Genomic DNA, 17,335 nt, shown 5'->3' with positions numbered 1-17,335 from the left:
TTGGACGCACCGCAAGACCCTGTGGGAGCGGGCTTGACCCGCGAGAGGCCTGACCAGGCACTGCAAGACAATCGGACTGTCATGGCCACCCTGGAATGCAAAACGCCCCGGCAAGCCGGGGCGTTTGTTCATCTACACACGATGCCAGCGCGTTACCAAAGCGCCACGGTGTAATCCACGTTCACCCGCAGCTCGTTGTCATCCCTGAACGCCGCAGTCGAGGCAAAGTCATTGCGGTACCACGCATGGCGCAACCGCAATGCAACGTTCTTGAACGTGCCGCTCTGCACCACGTACGACAGCTCGATGTCCTTCTCGCTCTCGCTGCGCCCGCTGCCGCCCAGCGCATTCGGCAGTTCGATGCGGCTGCCGTCCAGGTAACGCAGCATGCCCTTGAGCCCCGGTACGCCCAGGGCGACGAAGTCGTAGTCATAGCGCACCTGCCAGGTACGCTCCTTGGGGTTGAGGAACTCGCTGCTCAATGCGCCCTCGCTCACCACCATCGGCTCGGACCCGGCGATGTACGGCATCGCCGTATCGCCGCTCAATTGCATGTAGCCCAGCCCCAGGCTGTGTGCGCCCAGGCTGTAGGTGCTCATCACGCCGAAGGTACGGTTGTCGACCTTGCCGGCCCTGGCCGGGCCGTCCTCGCCGCTGATGTGGTAACGCACATCGGTCTTCAGGCGCCCGTTCGCCACCGCACGGTTGTCGACGAAGCCGACGTAGTCCTGGCGATAGATGTCCTCCAGCTGCGCATGGTAGTACTTGAGCACCAGTTGCTCGGACCACTGATAGTCGCCGCCGCCATAGGTAAAGCTGTCCGACTCGGCTGCACCATTGAAGCGCCGGTTGGGCGCGGCGACGGTGATCTTCTGGTAGTTGGTGGAATCGCGCTGGTTCATGCGGTCCAGGCGCCCGCCGCTGAGGGTCAGGTTGTCGATGTCCTGGGACTTGAACTGCACCCCGCGAAAGGTCTGCGGCAGCAGGCGCGTGGGGCTGGCGAACAGGATCGGCGAAAACGGTGCCAGGGTGCCGGCCTGCAGTTCGGTCCTGGAGACCTTGACCTTGCCGGTCAGGCCCAGCTCCGAATAATCGTCGCGCGGGTCGCGGTCCCTGGGGTCGAACGGCAGCAGCCCGGTGCCGGTGCGCGCGGGGCTGGAGTCCAGTTTCAGGCCCAGCATGGCCTGGGCATCCAGGCCGAAGCCGACGGTGCCCGGGGTGTAGCCGGAAGTGAAGCGCAGGATGAAGCCCTGGGCCCATTCGCGCGTCGCCGACTGCGCCGATTCGCCCTTGTAGTCACGGTCGAAGTAGTAGTTGCGCGCGGTCAGGGTGGCCTTGCTGTCTTCGATGAAACCCTGGGCCAGCAGTGCCGGGCTGAGCCCGCACAGGGTGCCGAGGGCGAGGGTGGTGTTGACCCGTTTCAGAGTGCTCATGGATCTGCCTTTTTTATTATTGTTGTGGGGGTTTATTCAGGGGCATGCAGCAGGACCCATTGCTGGTCCTGCACGCTCACCAGTGCACGCGCGCGCTGGTCATGGCCGAAATGGTCGGTGGCGCTGAGGTTGTACACGCCATGGGTGCCGACCACGTCGCGGGTCTGCTCCAGCTGGTCGCGCAGTTGCTGGCGAAATTGCGCGGTGCCGGGCTCGGCACCCTTGAGCGCCGCCGGGGTGGCCGCCTGCACCAGCAGCATGGCGTCGTACAGGTAGGCGCCGAACGGCGACAGGCTGTTGTCGCCGTACTTGGCCTGGTAGTCCTGCGCGTACTGGCTGGCGATGGCCTTGGAGGGGTGGCTGGCGGGCAGCTTGTCCCACACCACCACCGGGCCCACCGGCAGTATCGCACCGTTGAGCGCCTTGTCGCCGATGCGCAGGAACGCGCTGTTGGCCGCGCCGTGGGTGTGGTACACGGTGCCCTTGTAGCCCAGCCGGCGCAGCTCGGTATGCGGCAGTGCCGCCGGGGTGCCGGTGGCGCCGATCAGCACCGCGTCGGGCTTGCTGCTCATCACCTTCAGCGCCTGGCCGCTGACCGACGAGTCGGTGCGGTTGAAGCGCTCGTCGCGCACCAGCGTGATGCCTGCCGCCGGCGCCATTTCGCTGAGCACCTTGTGCCAGTCTTCGCCCCACACATCGTTGTAGCCGATGTAGGCGAGGGTCTTCACACCGTTCTGCTGCATGTGCTCGATCAGCGCCTGGGCCATCAGGGTGTTGGTCTGGGCGATGGTGAAGATCCAGCTCTGCTCGCCGCTGGCGGGGCTGAACGGCGCCAGGGCGATCTGCGCGGTCTGGCTCTCCTTGGCGATCTGCGCGACTGCTGCCGAGGTGGGCACGGTGGTCGAGCCGATCAGCAGGTCGACCTTGTGCTCGCTGACCAGCTTGCGCGCGTTCTTGGCCGCGGCGGTACTGTCGCTGGCATCGTCCAGTACCACGTATTTGACGGCCTGCCCGGCAATCTCCCTGGGCAGCAGCGCCACGGTATTGCGCTCGGGGATGCCCAGCGAGGCCCCCGGGCCGGTGGTGGAGAGAATCACGCCGACGGTCATGTCGGCCTGTGCAGCGGTCGACAGCGTGGCCAGCAACAGCAAGGGAATAATCGGTTTCATGCAAGCTCCTGATATTGTTTTTATGGGTGTGGCAAGTGCTGCGGGGCGCTACGTGCCGGTAGCGCTGATCACCTCCGTGGTGGCGGTGGGCGCGGGTGCGCGGCCCAGGTAGCTTTCGACCACCCGGGGGTTGCTGGCCAACGCCTGGGCGTCGCCTTCAAGCACGATCTCGCCGACCTCCAGCACGTAGCCGTAGTCGGAAATCTTCAGCGCAGCGCGGGCGTTCTGCTCCACCAGCAGGATCGACACGCCGCTCTGGCGCAGGGTGTCGAAGATGGTGAAGATCTCGCCGATCACCCGCGGCGCCAGGCCCAGGCTCGGTTCGTCGAGCATCAGCAGGCGCGGTTTGGCCATCAGCGCGCGGCCGATGGCGAGCATCTGGCGCTCGCCGCCCGACAGCGTGCAGGCGGCCTGCTGGCGCCGTTCGAGCAGGCGCGGGAACAGCCCGAACACCTCGTCGAGGGTCTGCTGATGGTCGCGAAAACCGCGCCGGTGGCGGCTGAAGGCGCCCAGGCGCAGGTTGTCCTCCACGCTCATCAGGCCGAACAGCTCGCGGCTCTCGGGCACCAGCACCATGCCCTGGTCGATGCGCTGGGCCACGTCGTGGTGGCCCAGCAACGCCTGGCCGGCGTAGGTCACCTGGCCCTGGCAGGGCAGCAGGCCGATCAGCGCCGCCATCAGGGTGGTCTTGCCGGCGCCATTGGGGCCGATCAGGCTGACGATCTGGCCTTCCTCCAGGTGCAGGTCGAGGTTGCGTACCGCCTCGACCTTGCCGTGGTTGATCGACAGGTTGCGCACATCCAGCAGGCGACTCATTCGACACCTCCGAGGTAGGCGGCCAGCACCGCAGGGTTCTGCTGGATCTGCAGCGGGGTGCCGCTGGCCAGGGGCTGGCCGAATTCCATCACCACGATGTGGTCGGCCAGGCCCATCACGAACTCCATGTCGTGCTCCACCAGCAGCACGCCCAGGCCCTCGCCACGCAACTGCTCGAGCAGTTGCGCCAGCGCCTGTTTCTCGCCATGGCGCAGGCCGGCGGCGGGTTCGTCGAGCAGCAACAGCAACGGGTCGCTGCACAGCGCGCGGGCGATCTCGACGATGCGCTGCTGGCCCAGCGGCAGGCTGCCGGCCGGGGTGTGCAGGTATTCGCCCAGGCCCACCCGCTGGATCTGGCGCGTGGCCTCGGCGAGCAGGGCGGCTTCTTCCTTGCGTTCCAGGTGCAGCATCGAGCGCAGCAGCCCGGCCTTGCCCCGGGCATGGGCGCCGAGGGCGACGTTCTCCAGCACGCTCATCTCGCCCAGCAGGCGCACGTGCTGGAAGGTGCGGCTCACGCCCAGGTGGGCAATGGCGCGCGGCGACAGGCCTTCGATGCGCTGGCCGTTGAAGGTGATCTGCCCGGCATTGGGCGTCAGCACCCCCGACAGCAGGTTGAACAGGGTCGACTTGCCGGCGCCGTTGGGGCCGATCAGCGCGGTGACCTCGGCGGCATTCACCGACAGGCCCATGTTCTTGTTGGCCACCAGCCCGCCGAACTGCTTGAGCAGCCCCTGGGCCACCATCAGCGGCTTGCCGGCCGCCGGCATGCTGCGCCGGGGCAGGGCCGGCGCGTCATCCAGCGCCAGGGTGCGCGGGCGGCTGGCCGGCAGCACGCTGCGCAACACCGGCAGCAGGCCGCCCCGGGCGTACTGCAGCACCAGGATCACCAGCACGCCGAAGAAGATCATCTCGACGTTGTCGGCATGCCCGAACAGCTGCGGCAGCACGTCCTGCAGCACCTGCTTGATCAGGGTCAGCAACGCTGCGCCCAGCAGCGCGCCCCACAGGCTGGCGACGCCGCCCAGCACGATCATGAACAGGTACTCGATGCCCATCACCACCGAGAACGGCGTGGGGTTGACCACCCGCTGCAGGTGCGCGTACAGCCAGCCCGACAGGGCCGCGAGCAGGGCGGCGATGATGAACACCTGCAGGCGGCTGCGTGCGGTATCGATGCCCATCGCCTCGGCCATCCCGGCCGATTCCTTGAGGGTGCGGATGGCACGGCCCTGGCGGCTGTGCAGCAGGTTGTCGAGCAGCCACAGGCTGGCCGCCAGCAACAACCCGATCAGCACCGCGAAATCGGCCGAGCCGCTGATCTGCCAGCCCAGCAGCTCGATGTTCGGCAGGTTCTGCAGGCCGCCGAAGCCGCCCAGGCCCGGCAGGTTGCCGAACAGGTAGAACAGCGCCAGGCCCCAGGCCAGGGTGCCGATGGGCAGGTAGTGCCCGGCCAGGCGCAGGGTCAGCAGGCCCAGGCTGGTGGCCACCACCAGGGTGATCGCCAGCCCCGCCAGCAGGCCCAGCCACGGCGACAGGCCGTACTGGGTGGTGAGCACCGCGCTGGCGTAGGCGCCAATGCCCACGAATGCGGCCTGGCCGAACGAGGTCATGCCGCCGATGCCGGTCAGCAGCACCAGGCCCAGGGCCACCAGGCTGTACAGGCCGATGTAGTTGAGCAGGGTCACGTGAAACGCGGGCAGCACCAGCGGCGCCAGGCCCGCCACCAGCAGCAGGGCCAACAGGGGGATCAGTCGCAGGGCCATCAGTGTTGCTCCTCCAGATGCGGGTTTTTCAGCGACAGCCACAGCAGCACCGGGATCACCACGGTGAACACGATGACCTCCTTGTAGGCCGAGGCGCCGAAGTTGGCGAAGCTCTCCAGCACGCCGACGAAAAACGCACTGGCCGCGGCTATCGGGTAACTGGCCAGGCCGCCGAAGATCGCCGCCACAAAGCCCTTGAGGCTGATCAGAAAGCCCGAGTCGTAATACAGCGTGGTCAGCGGGCCGATCAGTACCCCGGAGATCGCGCCGATCAGCGCGGCCAGGCCGAATGCGGCCTTGCCGGCCAACTGGGTGGGGATGCCCACCAGCTGTGCGCCGGTACGGTTGAGCGCAGTGGCACGCAGCGCCTTGCCGTACAGGCTGTGGCCGAAGAAGGCATACAGCAGGCCGATCAGCAGCAGCGCGCTGCCGATCACCAGCAGGCTCTGCAGGCCCACCGGCAGCTCGCCGAGCATGAACACCGACTCGGCCAGGGCCTCGGTGCGCACGCCCTCGGCGCCGAACATCAGCAGGCTCACGCCCACCAGCGCGATATGCACCGCCACCGACACGATCAACAGCAACAGCACCGAGGTCTCGGCCACCCGCTGGTACACCAGGCGGTACAGCAACGGCCCCAGCGGCGTGACCAGGGCCAGGGTCAGCAGAATCTGCAGCAGCGCTGGCAGGCTCGCCAGGTCGAGGTTGCCCAGCACCGCCCACAACAGCAGCGGCAGGCTCAGGTAGCGCGCCAGCAGGCCCGGCAGCCGGCGCCATTGACGGCGCCGTGCGGCGTCGGTGCAGTCCAGTGCGCAGGCGGCCAGCGAGCAGCCCAGCAGCAGCCACACGGTGCCGGGCATCAGGCCCAGCTGCAGGGTGGCCAGGGTCAGGGCGCTGTAGGTGACGAAGTCGCCCTGGCACACCAGGATGGTGCGCGTCACCGAGAACACCAGCACCAGGGCCAGCGCCACCAGTGCGTAGATCGCGCCCGTGGTCAGGCCGTCCTGGGCAAGAAACGCCAGTATCGAGAAATCCATGGGCAGGCCTCAGCGAGCAGTGGGCAAGGGGGAGGTGGGGTGCCGGCCGCAGAGGGCGGTCGGCGTCGGTGCGGCGGTGCCGTACCGGGGGCGTGACGGGTCGGGCGCGCAGGGCGGGACCCGGCGAGAGCGTGCAGGCGCGTGCATAGTGAAGTACTCGTTTTCTATTCTTATTGTGGTGCGCCCCTGCCCGGGGCAGGGCAACATGCAAGGCGTTTAAATACACATGTGCATGTGTATGTATAGACTACGCGCGAAGGTGGGCGGCTTGTCAACAGGCGCCGCAGCGGCGCGCCTGTATTCGCTGATTTATTCGATTATCTATTTGAATTTATTGAATAAATATTTTTCAAGACGAGCGTGCCAATACCCGCTGGATGGCGGGTATTGGATATACAAAGATACATTTGTGTATTTGCAATGTGCCGAGCGGGTCGGCACAGGCGCTCAGGCCGGGGCGTGGCTGCACGCGGGGAGGAGGATGCCGGCCATGCGCTGGCTGCGCGCCAGGCGTTGTTGCGGGGTGTCTTCGCTGTGCAGCAGCGACAGGCTGATCTGGTAGGCGTAGATCAGGTAGGCGCGGTCCTGGGCTTCGTCGCTGGGCACGCCGGCCTGAATCAGCAGCCCCTCGATGTAGTTCAGGCGGTGGCTGTCCACCTCGTCGATGGCCTGGCGCGCCTGCTTGTCGCGCCGCGCCCAGCCGCGGATGCCCAGTTCGATCGAGGCGGCGTCCTTGGCGGTCTGGCCGTGGGAAGGCAGCTCCAGCAGGCGCTGCAACTGCTGCAGCGGCGAGCTGTGGGCCGTGCGCAGGTTGAGGATCACATCCTCGGTGGCGCGTGCGCGCCAGTTGCCCAGGATGCCTTCGAGCAGTTCGCCGCGGCTTTTGAAGTGGTAGTAGAAACTGCCACGGGTGATCTTCAGTTCCTTGGCCAGGGTGTCGACGCGCACGGCGTCGACGCCGCTGGTGACAAGCACTTCCTGTGCCGCATGAATCCAATCTTCCCGCGTGAGGTTGGTGCGTGATGACATTGTGTAGGGCCTTGTCCAACAAGCTGGATAAGCGCCAGGGCAGCGCAGGGTTCGACGCTTGGCCTTGGCAGCAAACCGTCATTCTAACGCCCGCCGCAACGGCGAAGCTATTGCCGGCATTGGCCACAAGGCCAGTGCCGGGTGTCCGCATCCTGCCATACATGACAGTACATAGGTGTAGGTACGGTTGCTCATTATTTGAAAATAGTCATGTTTTTTCATTGACTCAGGTCAAAACGGTAAATAGCATGCAGATACACAACTGTATGTTAAGAATAAAAACCGGAGGCCGACATGAGCGCAACTGCAAAGACTCTGCTCGCAGCAGGGCACCACACCCACTACCACGAGGCCGGCCAGGGCGAGCCGCTGTTCCTGCTGCACGGCTCGGGCCCGGGTGTTTCGGGTTGGGCCAACTGGGCCGCCAGCGTGCCGGTGTTCGCCGACCGCTGGCGGGTGATCGTGCCGGACATCGCCGGCTTCGGTTTCACCGAGTTCAAGGATGACGCCCGGTACGACATCAAGCTGTGGGTCAGCCACCTGATCGGCATCATGGATGCCCTGGATATCCAGAAGGCCTCCTTCATCGGCAACTCGTTCGGCGGCGCCCTGGCCATCGGCCTGGCGGTGTTCGCCCCCGAGCGCGTCAACAAGCTGGTGCTGCTCGGCACCCCGGCCGGCGAGTTCGTGCAGACCCCCGGCCTGCGCGGTGCCTGGGAATACGAGCCGTCGCTGGCCAACATGCGCCAGCTGATGGAGCTGTTCCCCTACGACAAGGCGCTGATCACCGACGCCATGGTGCAGGCCCGCTACGAGGCCAGTGCCCGGCCCGGTGCCCAGGCCGCCTTGCGCAAGCTGATCCCGCAGCCCGCCGCCGAAGGCCAGACGATGGTCAAGGGCTTCCCCGCCGCCGCGCTGGCCAAGATCGTGGCGCCGACGCTGGTGGTACACGGTCGCGAAGACCGTGTGGTGCCGCCGGAGTGCGGGCTGCTGATCGCCAACAGCATTGCCGACGCCGACCTGCACCTGTTCGGGCGCTGCGGTCACTGGGTCCAGAGCGAGCAGCCACGGCGCTTTGCCGCGCTGGTTCGCGACTTTCTCGGCGAGTAATCCGGCATGAGCAGAAACGTGATGGAGCGGGTGCTGTGGCAGCTGTGCGTGGAGCGCGCGGCCAAGCAGCGCTTTCGTGAAGACGCCGCAGGCTTCGTGCAGCGCTTTGCCCTGGCCCCCGACGAGGCGCAGATGATCCTCGACTTCGACGTGGCCGGCCTGCAGGCGGCCGGGGTCAACCCGATGCTGACCATGGGCTTCTGGCAGGAGCTTTCGCCGCAACGCAGCATGCGCGTCTACAAGCAGCGCCTGGGCTGTACCGATGAACAAGGCGCGGGGTTTTCCGCCGCGCTCAAGGGGTGAACCGATGGGCAAGATAGTGGGCGGCTTCTGGATGCCGCATGACCCGGTGATGTTCGTGGCGCCCGAAGCGCCACCGGCCGCACAACGCGATGCCGTATGGGGCGCCTATGCCCAATGCGCCGAGCGCCTGGCCGCCTTGCAGCCCACGGCGGTGATCATCGTCGGCTGTGATCACTACATCCTGTTCGGCCCCCATTGCCTGCCGCGCTACGTGATCGGCACCGGCGACGTGGACGGCCCCATCGACCGCCTGCCGGGCCTGGACCGGGGCGTGGTGCGCAACCACCAGGCGCTGGCCGAGCACATCGTCCATCACGGTGAAGGGCAGGGCGTGGACTGGACCGTGGCGCGCAGCTTCACCGTCGACCATTCGTTCTCGATCCCGCACCAGCTGGTGGTCAAGCCGGCCGAGGCCCTGCTGGGCCGTGAGCTGCCGAGCATCCCGGTGTACCTGGCGTGCGGCGTCGACCCGTACATCTCGCTGGAGCGCTCGGCCGACCTGGGCCGGCAACTGCGCGCGGCAGTCGAGGCGTTCGACGCCGACGAGCGCGTGGTGATCATCGGCAGCGGCGGCATCAGCCACTGGGTAGGTACCGTCGAGATGGGCCAGGTGGCCGAGGACTTCGACCGCGAAATCCTTGCCCACGGGGTCAACGGCGACCTGCAGGCACTGTGCGCCTACCGCGACGAAGACATCCTGCGTCGGGCCGGCAACGGCGCGATGGAAATCCGCAACTTCGCCTGCGCCATGGCCGCCCTGGAGCGTCCGCGCGGTGAAGTGATCGCCTATGAAGCCGTGCCCGCCTGGGTCACCGGCCTGGGCTTTGTGCAACTCAACAACGAGGAGCCGGCATGAGCCGCGTACTGCTTTGCCAGCGTGACGAGCTGGCGCCGGGCGAACTGAAGAAGGTCGCCAACGGCGATGGCGATGCCCTGTGCGTCTACAACCTGGGCGGCACCTTCTACGCCACCACCGACATGTGCACCCACGCCACCGCCTCGCTGGCCGAAGGCGACATGGAAGACGACCTGATCACCTGCCCGGTGCACTGGGGCCAGTTCCATATCCCCAGCGGCAAGGCCGTGACCTTCCCCTGCGAACGGCACCTGCGCACCTACAAGGTCATCGTCACCGACCGCGAGGTGTATGCCGACACGGCCCTGGAAGCCGACGAGGCGCTGGCCGACGCCGACAGCCCGGTCTGACCGGGCGCCGTCCAACCGCATACCTGTGAGTCTGAACCATGGATAACAACAAGCACATACCGCTCAGAACCCTCGAAAGCACGCCCGCCCTGGGCAACCTCGACCGCCTCTGCGACATGCAGGAGGGGCGCCTGTCGGGCAAGGTGTTCTGGGACGAGGCGATCTACGAGCAGGAGCTGGAGAAGATCTTCGCGCGCTGCTGGCTGTTCGTCGCCCACGAATCCCAGCTGCCCAGGTCCGGCGACTACCTGACCACCTCGATGGGTGAAGACGAAGTGCTGGTGGTACGCCAGAAGGACGCCTCGATCAAGGTGTTCCTCAATGCCTGCCCGCACCGCGGCAACAAGGTGTGCTTTGCCGAGGCCGGCAACGCCCGCGGCTTCATCTGCAACTACCACGGCTGGTCGTTCGGCGCCGATGGCGGGCGCCTGATGGGCATGCACGAATCCAAGTGCTACGAAGAAAGCCAGTTCGACAAGTCCAGGCATGGCCTGCGCGAAGCCCGCGTGGCCAGCTACAAGGGCCTGGTGTTCGCCACCTTTGCCAGCGATGCGCCGACCCTGGAGGAGTACCTCGGGCCGATGACCTGGTACATGGACGTGATGCTCGACATGGACGAGGGCGGCAGCGAGTTCCTGGGCGGCTGCATCCGCTCCACCATCGAGTGCAACTGGAAGATCGCCGCCGAAAACTTCGTCGGCGACATCCTGCACGGCGGCTGGACCCACGACTCGGCGGCCAAGGCCATGCTCGGCGGCCCGGTGGCCAATGTCGGCGAACTGCCCGAATCCTACTCGGTGAACTGGAACGGCCACGGCTACGAGTTCGCCACCGACGTGGTCGGCAACGCCGCCACCCTGGGCGAAAAGGACATCAACAAGTACCTGCACGTGCTGCGCCCCAAGGTCGCCGAGCGCCTGGGCGAGTTCCGCTCGAAGCTGATCGGCGCGATCTCCTCGTTCACCGTGTTCCCCAACTTCTCGTTCCTGCCGGGGCAGAACACCGTGCGCATCTGGCAGCCGCGTGGCCCGCACAAGATCGAGCTGTTCACCTGGGTCATCGTCAACAAGAACGCTCCGCAGGACATCAAGGACAAATGGCGCCGTGGCGCGATGATGACCTTCTCGCCCACCGGCGTGTTCGAGATGGACGACGGCGAGAACTGGGAATACTGCACCAAGACCAGCCGTGGCGTGGTCACGCGCTACCAGGACCTGTACGTGGGCCTGGGCATGCACACCCGCCTGGACGACAGCGAGCTGCCGGGCAACGTGTTCAAGGGCCAGCTCAACGAATGCAACGCGCGGGCGTTCTACCAGCGCTGGAAAGACCTGCTGCAGGCACCGACCTGGGCCGACGTACCAGACCGCAACGGCACGCTGCGCTGAGGGGGCGAGATGACACACCAACTGCAGGACACCCCGGTGTCCATCGACGAGGCCCGCCGGGTCGAACAGTTTCTGCTGCGCGAGGCGCGCCTGCTCGACAACGAGTGCTGGGACCAATGGCTGCTGAGCCTGAGCGAAGCCATCCACTACTGGATGCCCGGCATCGAGAACCGTCGCCGCGAAGACAAGTCCGGGCCCTACCGCCTGGAGCACATGGCCTTCTTCGATGACGGCATGCGCGAGCTCAAGCGCCGCGTGGCGCGCTTCAAGCAGCCCTCGGCCTGGGCCGAGAACCCGCCCACGCGCAACGTGCACCTGGTCAGCAACATCGAGGTGTACGCCGGCGCCGAGCCGGGCGAGTACCTGGCGTACTCGTGCTTCGTCAACGTGCGCAGCCGCGGCCTGGACGAACACGCCCAGCTGGCCGGGCGGCGCGAGGACGTGCTGCGCCTGGAGGCCGAGGGCCTCAAGCTGCTCAAGCGCAAGATTCTGATCCCCAACGCGATGTTGCTGTGCAAGAACATCAACACGTTCCTATGAGGGCCTGCACATGGCTTGGTTGAAAGGGCAGGTGGCACTGGTCACCGGCGGTACCGGCGGCATCGGCAGCGCCATCGTGCGCCGCTACGTGGCCGAAGGCGCCAGGGTCGCGGTAATGGGCCGCGACGCGGCGCAACTGGCGGCGCTGGCTGCCGAGCTGGGCGATGCGGTGATCACCGTGCAGGGCGACGTGGCGCGCTATCAGGATAACCAGCGCGCCGTGGCCGCCACCCTGGAGGCGTTCGGCAGGCTCGACACCTTCGTCGGCAACGCCGCGGTGTTCGACTATTTCACCCGCCTGGACCGCATCGCCCCGCAGGATTTCGAGGGTGCGTTCCAGAAACTCTTCGCCACCAACGTGCAGGGCTACCTGCTCGGCGCGCAGGCGTCGATCGAGGCGCTGCGCCAAACCCGTGGCAGCATGATCTTTACCTTGTCCAACAGTGCCTTTTATGCCGGCGGTGGTGGCATTCTGTACGTCACCGCCAAGCATGCGCTGGTGGGCATGATCCGCCAGCTGGCCTACGAGCTGGCGCCGGACATCCGGGTCAACGGCGTGGCGCCGGGGGCGACCAACACGCCGATGAAAAGCCTGGATGGCCTGAACAGCCGCAGCGTACCGCTCAACCAGATCCCCGGGTTCGAGGCCGGTGCCGCGCAGGCTGTGCCCCTGCAACGGATTGCCGAGCCCGAGGACCACACCGGGCACTACGTGCTGCTGGCCTCGCGCGAGAATGCCGGGTTGACCACCGCCAACATCATCCACAGCGATGGCGGCTGGGAGATTCGCAGCGCCGGCCCCACGCGGTCGCGCAAGGCCTGAGCCTTGATAACCAGAACAAGAGAGATGCGTGATGACAACAACAAGCCTGAGTGCACCGCAACAGCAACTCCTGAACCTGTTCGCCGGGCTCGACCTGCCGGTGCTGGCTGCGCCGATGTTCCTGGTGTCGGGCCCGCGCCTGCTCGCCGCCAGCTGCCAGGCCGGCATCGTCGGCAGCCTGCCTGCGCCCAATGCGCGCACCGTCGAGCAACTGCAGCAATGGCTGGAACAGATCGTCGGCGAGCGTGACGCCGCGCAGCAGCGTGGCGAGCAGTGGGCGCCGTGGATGCTCAACATGATCGTGCACAGCACCTACGACCGCTTCGAGGCCGAGCTTGAACTGGTGCGCCGTTACCAGCCGCCGATCGTCTCCACCGCCCTGGGCAGCCCCAAGCGCGTGCTCGACACCGTGCACGCCTATGGCGGGGTGGTGATCGCCGACGTGATCAGCCCGGCCCTGGCACGCAAGGCCGTGGCCGCCGGCGTCGATGGCCTGGTGCTGGTGTGCAACGGCGCCGGCGGGCATACAGGCAACTACAACCCGTTCGCCTTCGTCGCCGAAGTGCGCGAGTTCTGGGACGGCCCGCTGGGCCTGGCCGGGGCGATCTCCAACGGGCGCGACATCCATGCCGCGCAGGTGCTGGGCTGCGACTTCTCGCTGGTGGGTACGCGCCTGATCGCCACCCACGAAAGCCTGGTCGAGGACGCCTACCGCGACATGCTGGTGGAGTGCTCGCTGGACCAGGTGACCACCACCAAGGCGGTCAGCGGTGTGCTGGCCAACTGGATGCAGCCGTCGCTGGACAAGGCCGGCATCGACCCGCGCAGCGAAACCCGCCCCAGCATCGACTTCTCCGGCGACATCGCCACCGCCAACAAGGCGTGGAAACACGTGTGGTCGGCGGGGCAGGGCGTGGGCCAGATCACCCGCACCTGCAGCGTGGCCGAGCTGGTCGACGAACTGCACCAGGGCTATCGCCAGAGTCGCGCGCGCGCGTTGTAAGCCAACCGGACCCGTTCAGGAGCAACCCCATGACCCACCCCAACCTTCAGGCCGCCGCCGCAGCGCTGGCCCAGGCCCGCTCTACCCGCACCCCGTGCGGGCGCATTTCCGAGCGTTTCGACATCCAGTCGCTGCACGACGCCTACGCCGTGCAGGAACTCGCCACCCAGGCCGCGCTGGCCGCCGGCCGGCGCCTGAGCGGGCGCAAGGTCGGCCTCACCTCGCTGGCGGTGCAGCAGCAACTGGGCGTCGACCAGCCCGACTTCGGCATGCTGTTCGCCGACATGGAATGCCACGATGGCCAGGCCATCGACAGCACGCGGCTGATCCAGCCCAAGGCCGAGGGCGAGATCGCCTTCGTGCTGGGGCGCGACCTGCCCGACCCCGACACCACCCTGGGCGAGCTGCTGCGCGCGGTCGACCATGTGCTGCCGGCGCTGGAGATCGTCGACTCGGCCATCGAGGACTGGAAGATCACCCTGGTCGACACCGTGGCCGACAACGCTTCCTCGGGCCTCTACGTGCTGGGCAAGACCCCGATCAGCCTGCACGGCCTGGACCTGGCCCTGGAAGGCATGCTGCTGGAGAAGAACGGTGCCCAGGCCGCCATCGGCGTGGGTGCCGCGTGCATGGGCAACCCGCTGGATGCCTGCCTGTGGCTGGCGCGCACCATGGCCCTGGCCGGGCGCCCGCTGCAGGCCGGTGACGTGCTGCTGTCCGGCGCGCTGGGGCCGATGGTGCCGGTGGTGGCGGGCGACAGCCTGCGCCTGCGCCTGACCCGCCTGGGCGAAGTGAGCTGTCGCTTCACCTGAGCCGTGCCGGCTTGAACCCGGCGGCCTGACCGACCGCCGGTACCTACAACAATAAAACCAGTGAGCAGCGGGCCGACGGCCTGCCGCGCTCACGAGGGCGTGCAATGTACGACTTCTTCAACGACCCCACCCAGCTGGCCCCCGCCCAGGTGCTGTACGAACCGCGTGCCGACGGCAGCTTCGTGCTCAGCTCGCCCGAGCCGCTGCAACCCTATGCGCGCTGCATCGGCCAGTGGCTGGAACACTGGGCCGTGCAGGCGCCGCAGCGTGCCTACCTGGCCGAACGGCGCGGCGCGGGCTGGTTCAGCCTGACCTACGAGCAGGTGCGCCAGCGCGTCGGCGCCCTGGCCCAGGGCCTGCTGGAACTGGACATCGCAGCCGGCCGGCCGCTGCTGATGCTTTCGGAAAACGACCTGGACCAGGCGCTGCTGACCCTGGCGGCGATGCACGTGGGCATCCCGGTGTCGACCATCTCGGTGGCCTACTCGCGCAATACCGGCAGCGGCTGCGCCAAGCTCAAGGCGATTGTCGAGGTGCTCAAGCCGGGGCTGATCTTCGTCAACGACGGCGATGCCTATGGCCGCGCCATCGCCCTGGTCGACCCGGACTGCCCGGTGGTGGCGGCGCGCAACGCCCAGGAAATCCCCGGTGCGCTGGCTCTGCCGCACCTGTACAAGGCCGAGACCCCGGCGGTGATGGCCGCCTTCGCGCGCCTGGATGGCGACACCCCGGCGCGCTACCTGATGACCTCCGGCTCCACCGGTGCGCCCAAGGCCGTGGTCAACACCCACGGCATGCTCTGCGCCAACCAGCAGGCGATTGCCCAGTGCTGGCGCTTTCTGGAGCAGGGCGAACTGATCGTGCTCGACTGGCTGCCCTGGAGCCACGTGTTCGGCGCCAACCACAACTTCAACCTGGTGCTGCGCAACGGCGGCACCCTGTACATCGACGACGGCCTGCCGGTGCCGGGGCAGATCGACCGCACGCTGGAGAACATCCGCTCGGTCAGGCCCACGCTGTTCTTCAACGTGCCGCGCGGCTACGAGATGCTGCTGCCGCACCTGGAGCGCGACCCGGCGCTGGCCCAGGCCCTGTTCGGGCGCCTGCGCATGCTGTTCTATGCCGCTGCCGCCCTGCCGCAAAGCAGCTGGAGCCGGCTGGTGGCGTGTGCCGGGAAGGTGCGCGACACGCCGCTGTTCTTCGCCACCGAATGGGGCTCCACCGAAACCTCGCCGGTGGTCACCAGCGTGCATTTTGCCGCCGACAAGGCCGGCATCATCGGCCTGCCGGTACCGGGCACCGAGCTCAAGTTCGTGCCGGCCGGCGACAAGCTGGAGATGCGCGTGCGCGGCCCCTCGGTGTTCCCGCGCTACCTGGGCGACCCGGCCAGCACCCTGGCGGCGTTCGATGAAGAGGGCTTCTACCGTATCGGCGACGCCGGGCGCCTGGTCGACCCGGCGCGCCCCGAGCTGGGCGTGCAGTTCGACGGCCGCGTGACCGAGGACTTCAAGCTCAGCAGCGGCACCTGGGTGTCGGTGGGCACGCTGCGCCCACGCCTGGTCAGCGCGCTGGCGCCGTATGCCAGCGACTGCGTGATCGGCGGGCATGACCGCGACATGATCGGCGCGCTGGTCTACCCGTCCCAGGCCCTGCGCGACCTGCTCGGCGACGAGGGCCAGCACATGAGCGGTGCACAGCTGGCGCTGCAGCCCGAGGTGCGCCTGGCGCTGTGCGCGGGCCTGCAGGCACTGGCCCGGGAATACCCGGCCTCGTCCCAGCATGCCGTGCGCCTGGTGATCCTCGATTCGCCGCCCAGCCTCAACGACGGCGAGATCACCGACAAGGGCTACATCAACCAGCGCACCGCCTTGAGCCTGCGCGCCGAGGCCGTGCAGCGCCTGTACGCCGACAGCCTCGACCCGAGCGTCATCCTCCTCGCCGAAGTCTACGGAGAAGCCGTATGAACCCTGCAAAATTCAATGTCGCCATCATCGGCTCCGGCAATATCGGCACCGACCTGATGATCAAGCTGCTGCGCCACGGCAAGCACCTGAAAATGGCCGTGATGGTCGGCATCGACCCGGCCTCCGACGGCCTGGAACGCGCCCGCCGCCTGGGCGTGGCCACCACCCACGAAGGGGTCGAGGGCCTGGCGCGCATGCCCGAGTTCGCCGATATCGACTTCGTGTTCGATGCCACCTCGGCCGGCGCCCATGTACGCAACGACGCCTACCTGCGCGCACGCAAGCCCGGCATCCGCCTGATCGACCTGACCCCGGCAGCCATCGGCCCGTACTGCGTGCCGGTGGTGAACCTGGAGCAGAACCTGGCGCAGTTGAACGTCAACATGGTCACCTGCGGCGGCCAGGCGACCATCCCGATGGTGGCCGCGGTGTCGCGGGTGGCCAAGGTGCACTACGCCGAAATCGTCGCCTCGATTGCCAGCAAGTCCGCCGGCCCCGGCACCCGCGCCAACATCGACGAGTTCACCGAAACCACCTCCAAGGCCATCGAAGCCATCGGCGGTGCAGCCAGGGGCAAGGCGATCATCGTGATGAACCCGGCCGAGCCGCCGCTGATCATGCGCGACACCGTGTTCGTGCTCTCCGAAGCCTGCGAGCAGGCCCGCGTGCAGGCCTCCATCCACGAGATGGCCCAGGCTGTGCAGGCCTACGTGCCCGGCTACCGGCTCAAGCAGCAGGTGCAGTTCGAGGTGATCGAGCCCCAGGCGCCGCTGTTGATCCCGGGCCTGGGCCGCTTCAGCGGGCTCAAGACCTCGGTGTTTCTCGAAGTCGAAGGCGCCGCCCACTACCTGCCGGCCTACGCCGGCAATCTCGACATCATGACGTCCGCCGCGATGGCGACCGCCGAGCGCATGGCCCAGGCCATGGCGCACAACTGAG

17 protein-coding genes are annotated in these 17,335 nt (G+C 67.2%); 11 read left to right on the top strand and 6 right to left on the bottom strand.

The window, feature by feature from the left end; translation table 11 throughout:
• Positions 1–152: 152 nt before the first annotated feature.
• The 6 genes from DN387_RS19285 to DN387_RS19260 form a co-directional block, all read right to left on the bottom strand.
• Complete coding sequence (locus DN387_RS19285) at positions 153–1,433, bottom strand: OprD family porin (RefSeq protein ID WP_054916110.1); 1,281 nt, start codon at positions 1,431–1,433, stop codon at positions 153–155.
• Positions 1,434–1,465: 32 nt separating this feature from the next.
• Positions 1,466–2,602, bottom strand: coding sequence for an ABC transporter substrate-binding protein (locus DN387_RS19280; RefSeq protein ID WP_054916109.1), 1,137 nt, complete (start codon positions 2,600–2,602; stop codon positions 1,466–1,468).
• A gap of 48 nt (positions 2,603–2,650) precedes the next feature.
• Complete coding sequence (locus DN387_RS19275) at positions 2,651–3,409, bottom strand: ABC transporter ATP-binding protein (protein WP_229589366.1); 759 nt, start codon at positions 3,407–3,409, stop codon at positions 2,651–2,653.
• Between the two features lie 5 nt (positions 3,410–3,414).
• A complete protein-coding gene (locus tag DN387_RS19270; protein ID WP_052504234.1) occupies positions 3,415–5,181 on the bottom strand; it encodes an ATP-binding cassette domain-containing protein in 1,767 nt (588 codons plus the stop codon).
• On the bottom strand, positions 5,181–6,218 hold the full coding sequence (locus DN387_RS19265; protein WP_043861071.1) for a branched-chain amino acid ABC transporter permease: 1,038 nt from the start codon (positions 6,216–6,218) through the stop codon (positions 5,181–5,183). Before DN387_RS19265 ends, DN387_RS19270 begins: the two co-directional genes overlap by 1 nt.
• A 447-nt stretch (positions 6,219–6,665) precedes the next feature.
• Positions 6,666–7,247 (bottom strand): TetR/AcrR family transcriptional regulator, encoded by a 582-nt coding sequence (locus DN387_RS19260; RefSeq protein ID WP_043861072.1) that lies wholly within the window; start codon positions 7,245–7,247, stop codon positions 6,666–6,668.
• 294 nt (positions 7,248–7,541) lie between these two features.
• Between DN387_RS19260 and DN387_RS19255 the strand changes: the two genes are divergently transcribed.
• The 11 genes from DN387_RS19255 (at position 7,542) to DN387_RS19205 (ending at position 17,334) form a co-directional block, all read left to right on the top strand.
• Complete coding sequence (locus DN387_RS19255; protein WP_054916107.1) at positions 7,542–8,357, top strand: alpha/beta fold hydrolase; 816 nt, start codon at positions 7,542–7,544, stop codon at positions 8,355–8,357.
• 6 nt (positions 8,358–8,363) lie between these two features.
• Positions 8,364–8,660, top strand: coding sequence for an extradiol ring-cleavage dioxygenase (locus DN387_RS19250; RefSeq protein ID WP_043861074.1), 297 nt, complete (start codon positions 8,364–8,366; stop codon positions 8,658–8,660).
• A 4-nt stretch (positions 8,661–8,664) separates the two neighbouring features.
• Entirely contained in the window at positions 8,665–9,516 is an 852-nt protein-coding gene (locus tag DN387_RS19245) for a protocatechuate 3,4-dioxygenase (RefSeq protein WP_054916106.1), read from the top strand.
• A complete protein-coding gene (locus DN387_RS19240) occupies positions 9,513–9,866 on the top strand; it encodes a non-heme iron oxygenase ferredoxin subunit (RefSeq protein ID WP_043861076.1) in 354 nt (117 codons plus the stop codon). The genes DN387_RS19245 and DN387_RS19240 overlap by 4 nt, the downstream gene beginning before the upstream one ends.
• A 38-nt stretch (positions 9,867–9,904) precedes the next feature.
• Complete coding sequence (locus DN387_RS19235; protein WP_043861077.1) at positions 9,905–11,254, top strand: SRPBCC family protein; 1,350 nt, start codon at positions 9,905–9,907, stop codon at positions 11,252–11,254.
• 9 nt (positions 11,255–11,263) lie between these two features.
• The gene (locus tag DN387_RS19230; RefSeq protein WP_043861078.1) at positions 11,264–11,794 is read left to right on the top strand and encodes a 3-phenylpropionate/cinnamic acid dioxygenase subunit beta; all 531 of its coding nucleotides are present in this window, start codon (positions 11,264–11,266) and stop codon (positions 11,792–11,794) included.
• A gap of 10 nt (positions 11,795–11,804) precedes the next feature.
• Positions 11,805–12,617, top strand: a complete 813-nt coding sequence (hcaB, locus tag DN387_RS19225; RefSeq protein ID WP_054916105.1) for a 3-(cis-5,6-dihydroxycyclohexa-1,3-dien-1-yl)propanoate dehydrogenase — start codon at positions 11,805–11,807, stop codon at positions 12,615–12,617.
• Positions 12,618–12,648: 31 nt separating this feature from the next.
• Entirely contained in the window at positions 12,649–13,620 is a 972-nt protein-coding gene (locus tag DN387_RS19220) for a nitronate monooxygenase family protein (RefSeq protein ID WP_043861080.1), read from the top strand.
• Positions 13,621–13,649: 29 nt separating this feature from the next.
• Positions 13,650–14,432 carry a 2-keto-4-pentenoate hydratase gene (locus DN387_RS19215; RefSeq protein WP_054916104.1) on the top strand — a complete coding sequence of 261 codons (783 nt, stop codon included), beginning with the start codon at positions 13,650–13,652 and terminating at the stop codon, positions 14,430–14,432.
• 104 nt (positions 14,433–14,536) lie between these two features.
• A complete protein-coding gene (locus DN387_RS19210) occupies positions 14,537–16,396 on the top strand; it encodes a feruloyl-CoA synthase (RefSeq protein WP_054916103.1) in 1,860 nt (619 codons plus the stop codon).
• Positions 16,393–17,334: an acetaldehyde dehydrogenase (acetylating) gene (locus DN387_RS19205; protein ID WP_043859792.1), complete on the top strand. Its 942-nt coding sequence runs from the start codon at positions 16,393–16,395 to the stop codon at positions 17,332–17,334. The genes DN387_RS19210 and DN387_RS19205 overlap by 4 nt, the downstream gene beginning before the upstream one ends.
• Position 17,335: the final 1 nt, after the last annotated feature.

Source organism: Pseudomonas sp. FBF18, from assembly GCF_024261405.1.
Classification (GTDB): Bacteria; Pseudomonadota; Gammaproteobacteria; order Pseudomonadales; family Pseudomonadaceae; genus Aquipseudomonas; species Aquipseudomonas palmensis.
The sequence above is the reverse complement of the archived record's forward strand: the minus strand, read 5'-3'. Positions and strand labels throughout refer to the sequence as shown.

Excerpts from the sequence above, each read along its gene's own strand:
- DN387_RS19285 (WP_054916110.1), bottom strand. The coding sequence starts at position 1,433 with ATGAGCACTCTGAAACGGGTCAACACCACCCTCGCCCTCGGCACCCTG.
- DN387_RS19280 (WP_054916109.1), bottom strand. The coding sequence starts at position 2,602 with ATGAAACCGATTATTCCCTTGCTGTTGCTGGCCACGCTGTCGACCGCT.
- DN387_RS19270 (WP_052504234.1), bottom strand. The coding sequence starts at position 5,181 with ATGGCCCTGCGACTGATCCCCCTGTTGGCCCTGCTGCTGGTGGCGGGC.
- DN387_RS19265 (WP_043861071.1), bottom strand. The coding sequence starts at position 6,218 with ATGGATTTCTCGATACTGGCGTTTCTTGCCCAGGACGGCCTGACCACG.
- DN387_RS19260 (WP_043861072.1), bottom strand. The coding sequence starts at position 7,247 with ATGTCATCACGCACCAACCTCACGCGGGAAGATTGGATTCATGCGGCA.
- DN387_RS19255 (WP_054916107.1), top strand. The coding sequence starts at position 7,542 with ATGAGCGCAACTGCAAAGACTCTGCTCGCAGCAGGGCACCACACCCAC.
- DN387_RS19250 (WP_043861074.1), top strand. The coding sequence starts at position 8,364 with ATGAGCAGAAACGTGATGGAGCGGGTGCTGTGGCAGCTGTGCGTGGAG.
- DN387_RS19245 (WP_054916106.1), top strand. The coding sequence starts at position 8,665 with ATGGGCAAGATAGTGGGCGGCTTCTGGATGCCGCATGACCCGGTGATG.
- DN387_RS19240 (WP_043861076.1), top strand. The coding sequence starts at position 9,513 with ATGAGCCGCGTACTGCTTTGCCAGCGTGACGAGCTGGCGCCGGGCGAA.
- DN387_RS19235 (WP_043861077.1), top strand. The coding sequence starts at position 9,905 with ATGGATAACAACAAGCACATACCGCTCAGAACCCTCGAAAGCACGCCC.
- DN387_RS19230 (WP_043861078.1), top strand. The coding sequence starts at position 11,264 with ATGACACACCAACTGCAGGACACCCCGGTGTCCATCGACGAGGCCCGC.
- hcaB (WP_054916105.1), top strand. The coding sequence starts at position 11,805 with ATGGCTTGGTTGAAAGGGCAGGTGGCACTGGTCACCGGCGGTACCGGC.
- DN387_RS19220 (WP_043861080.1), top strand. The coding sequence starts at position 12,649 with ATGACAACAACAAGCCTGAGTGCACCGCAACAGCAACTCCTGAACCTG.
- DN387_RS19215 (WP_054916104.1), top strand. The coding sequence starts at position 13,650 with ATGACCCACCCCAACCTTCAGGCCGCCGCCGCAGCGCTGGCCCAGGCC.
- DN387_RS19210 (WP_054916103.1), top strand. The coding sequence starts at position 14,537 with ATGTACGACTTCTTCAACGACCCCACCCAGCTGGCCCCCGCCCAGGTG.
- DN387_RS19205 (WP_043859792.1), top strand. The coding sequence starts at position 16,393 with ATGAACCCTGCAAAATTCAATGTCGCCATCATCGGCTCCGGCAATATC.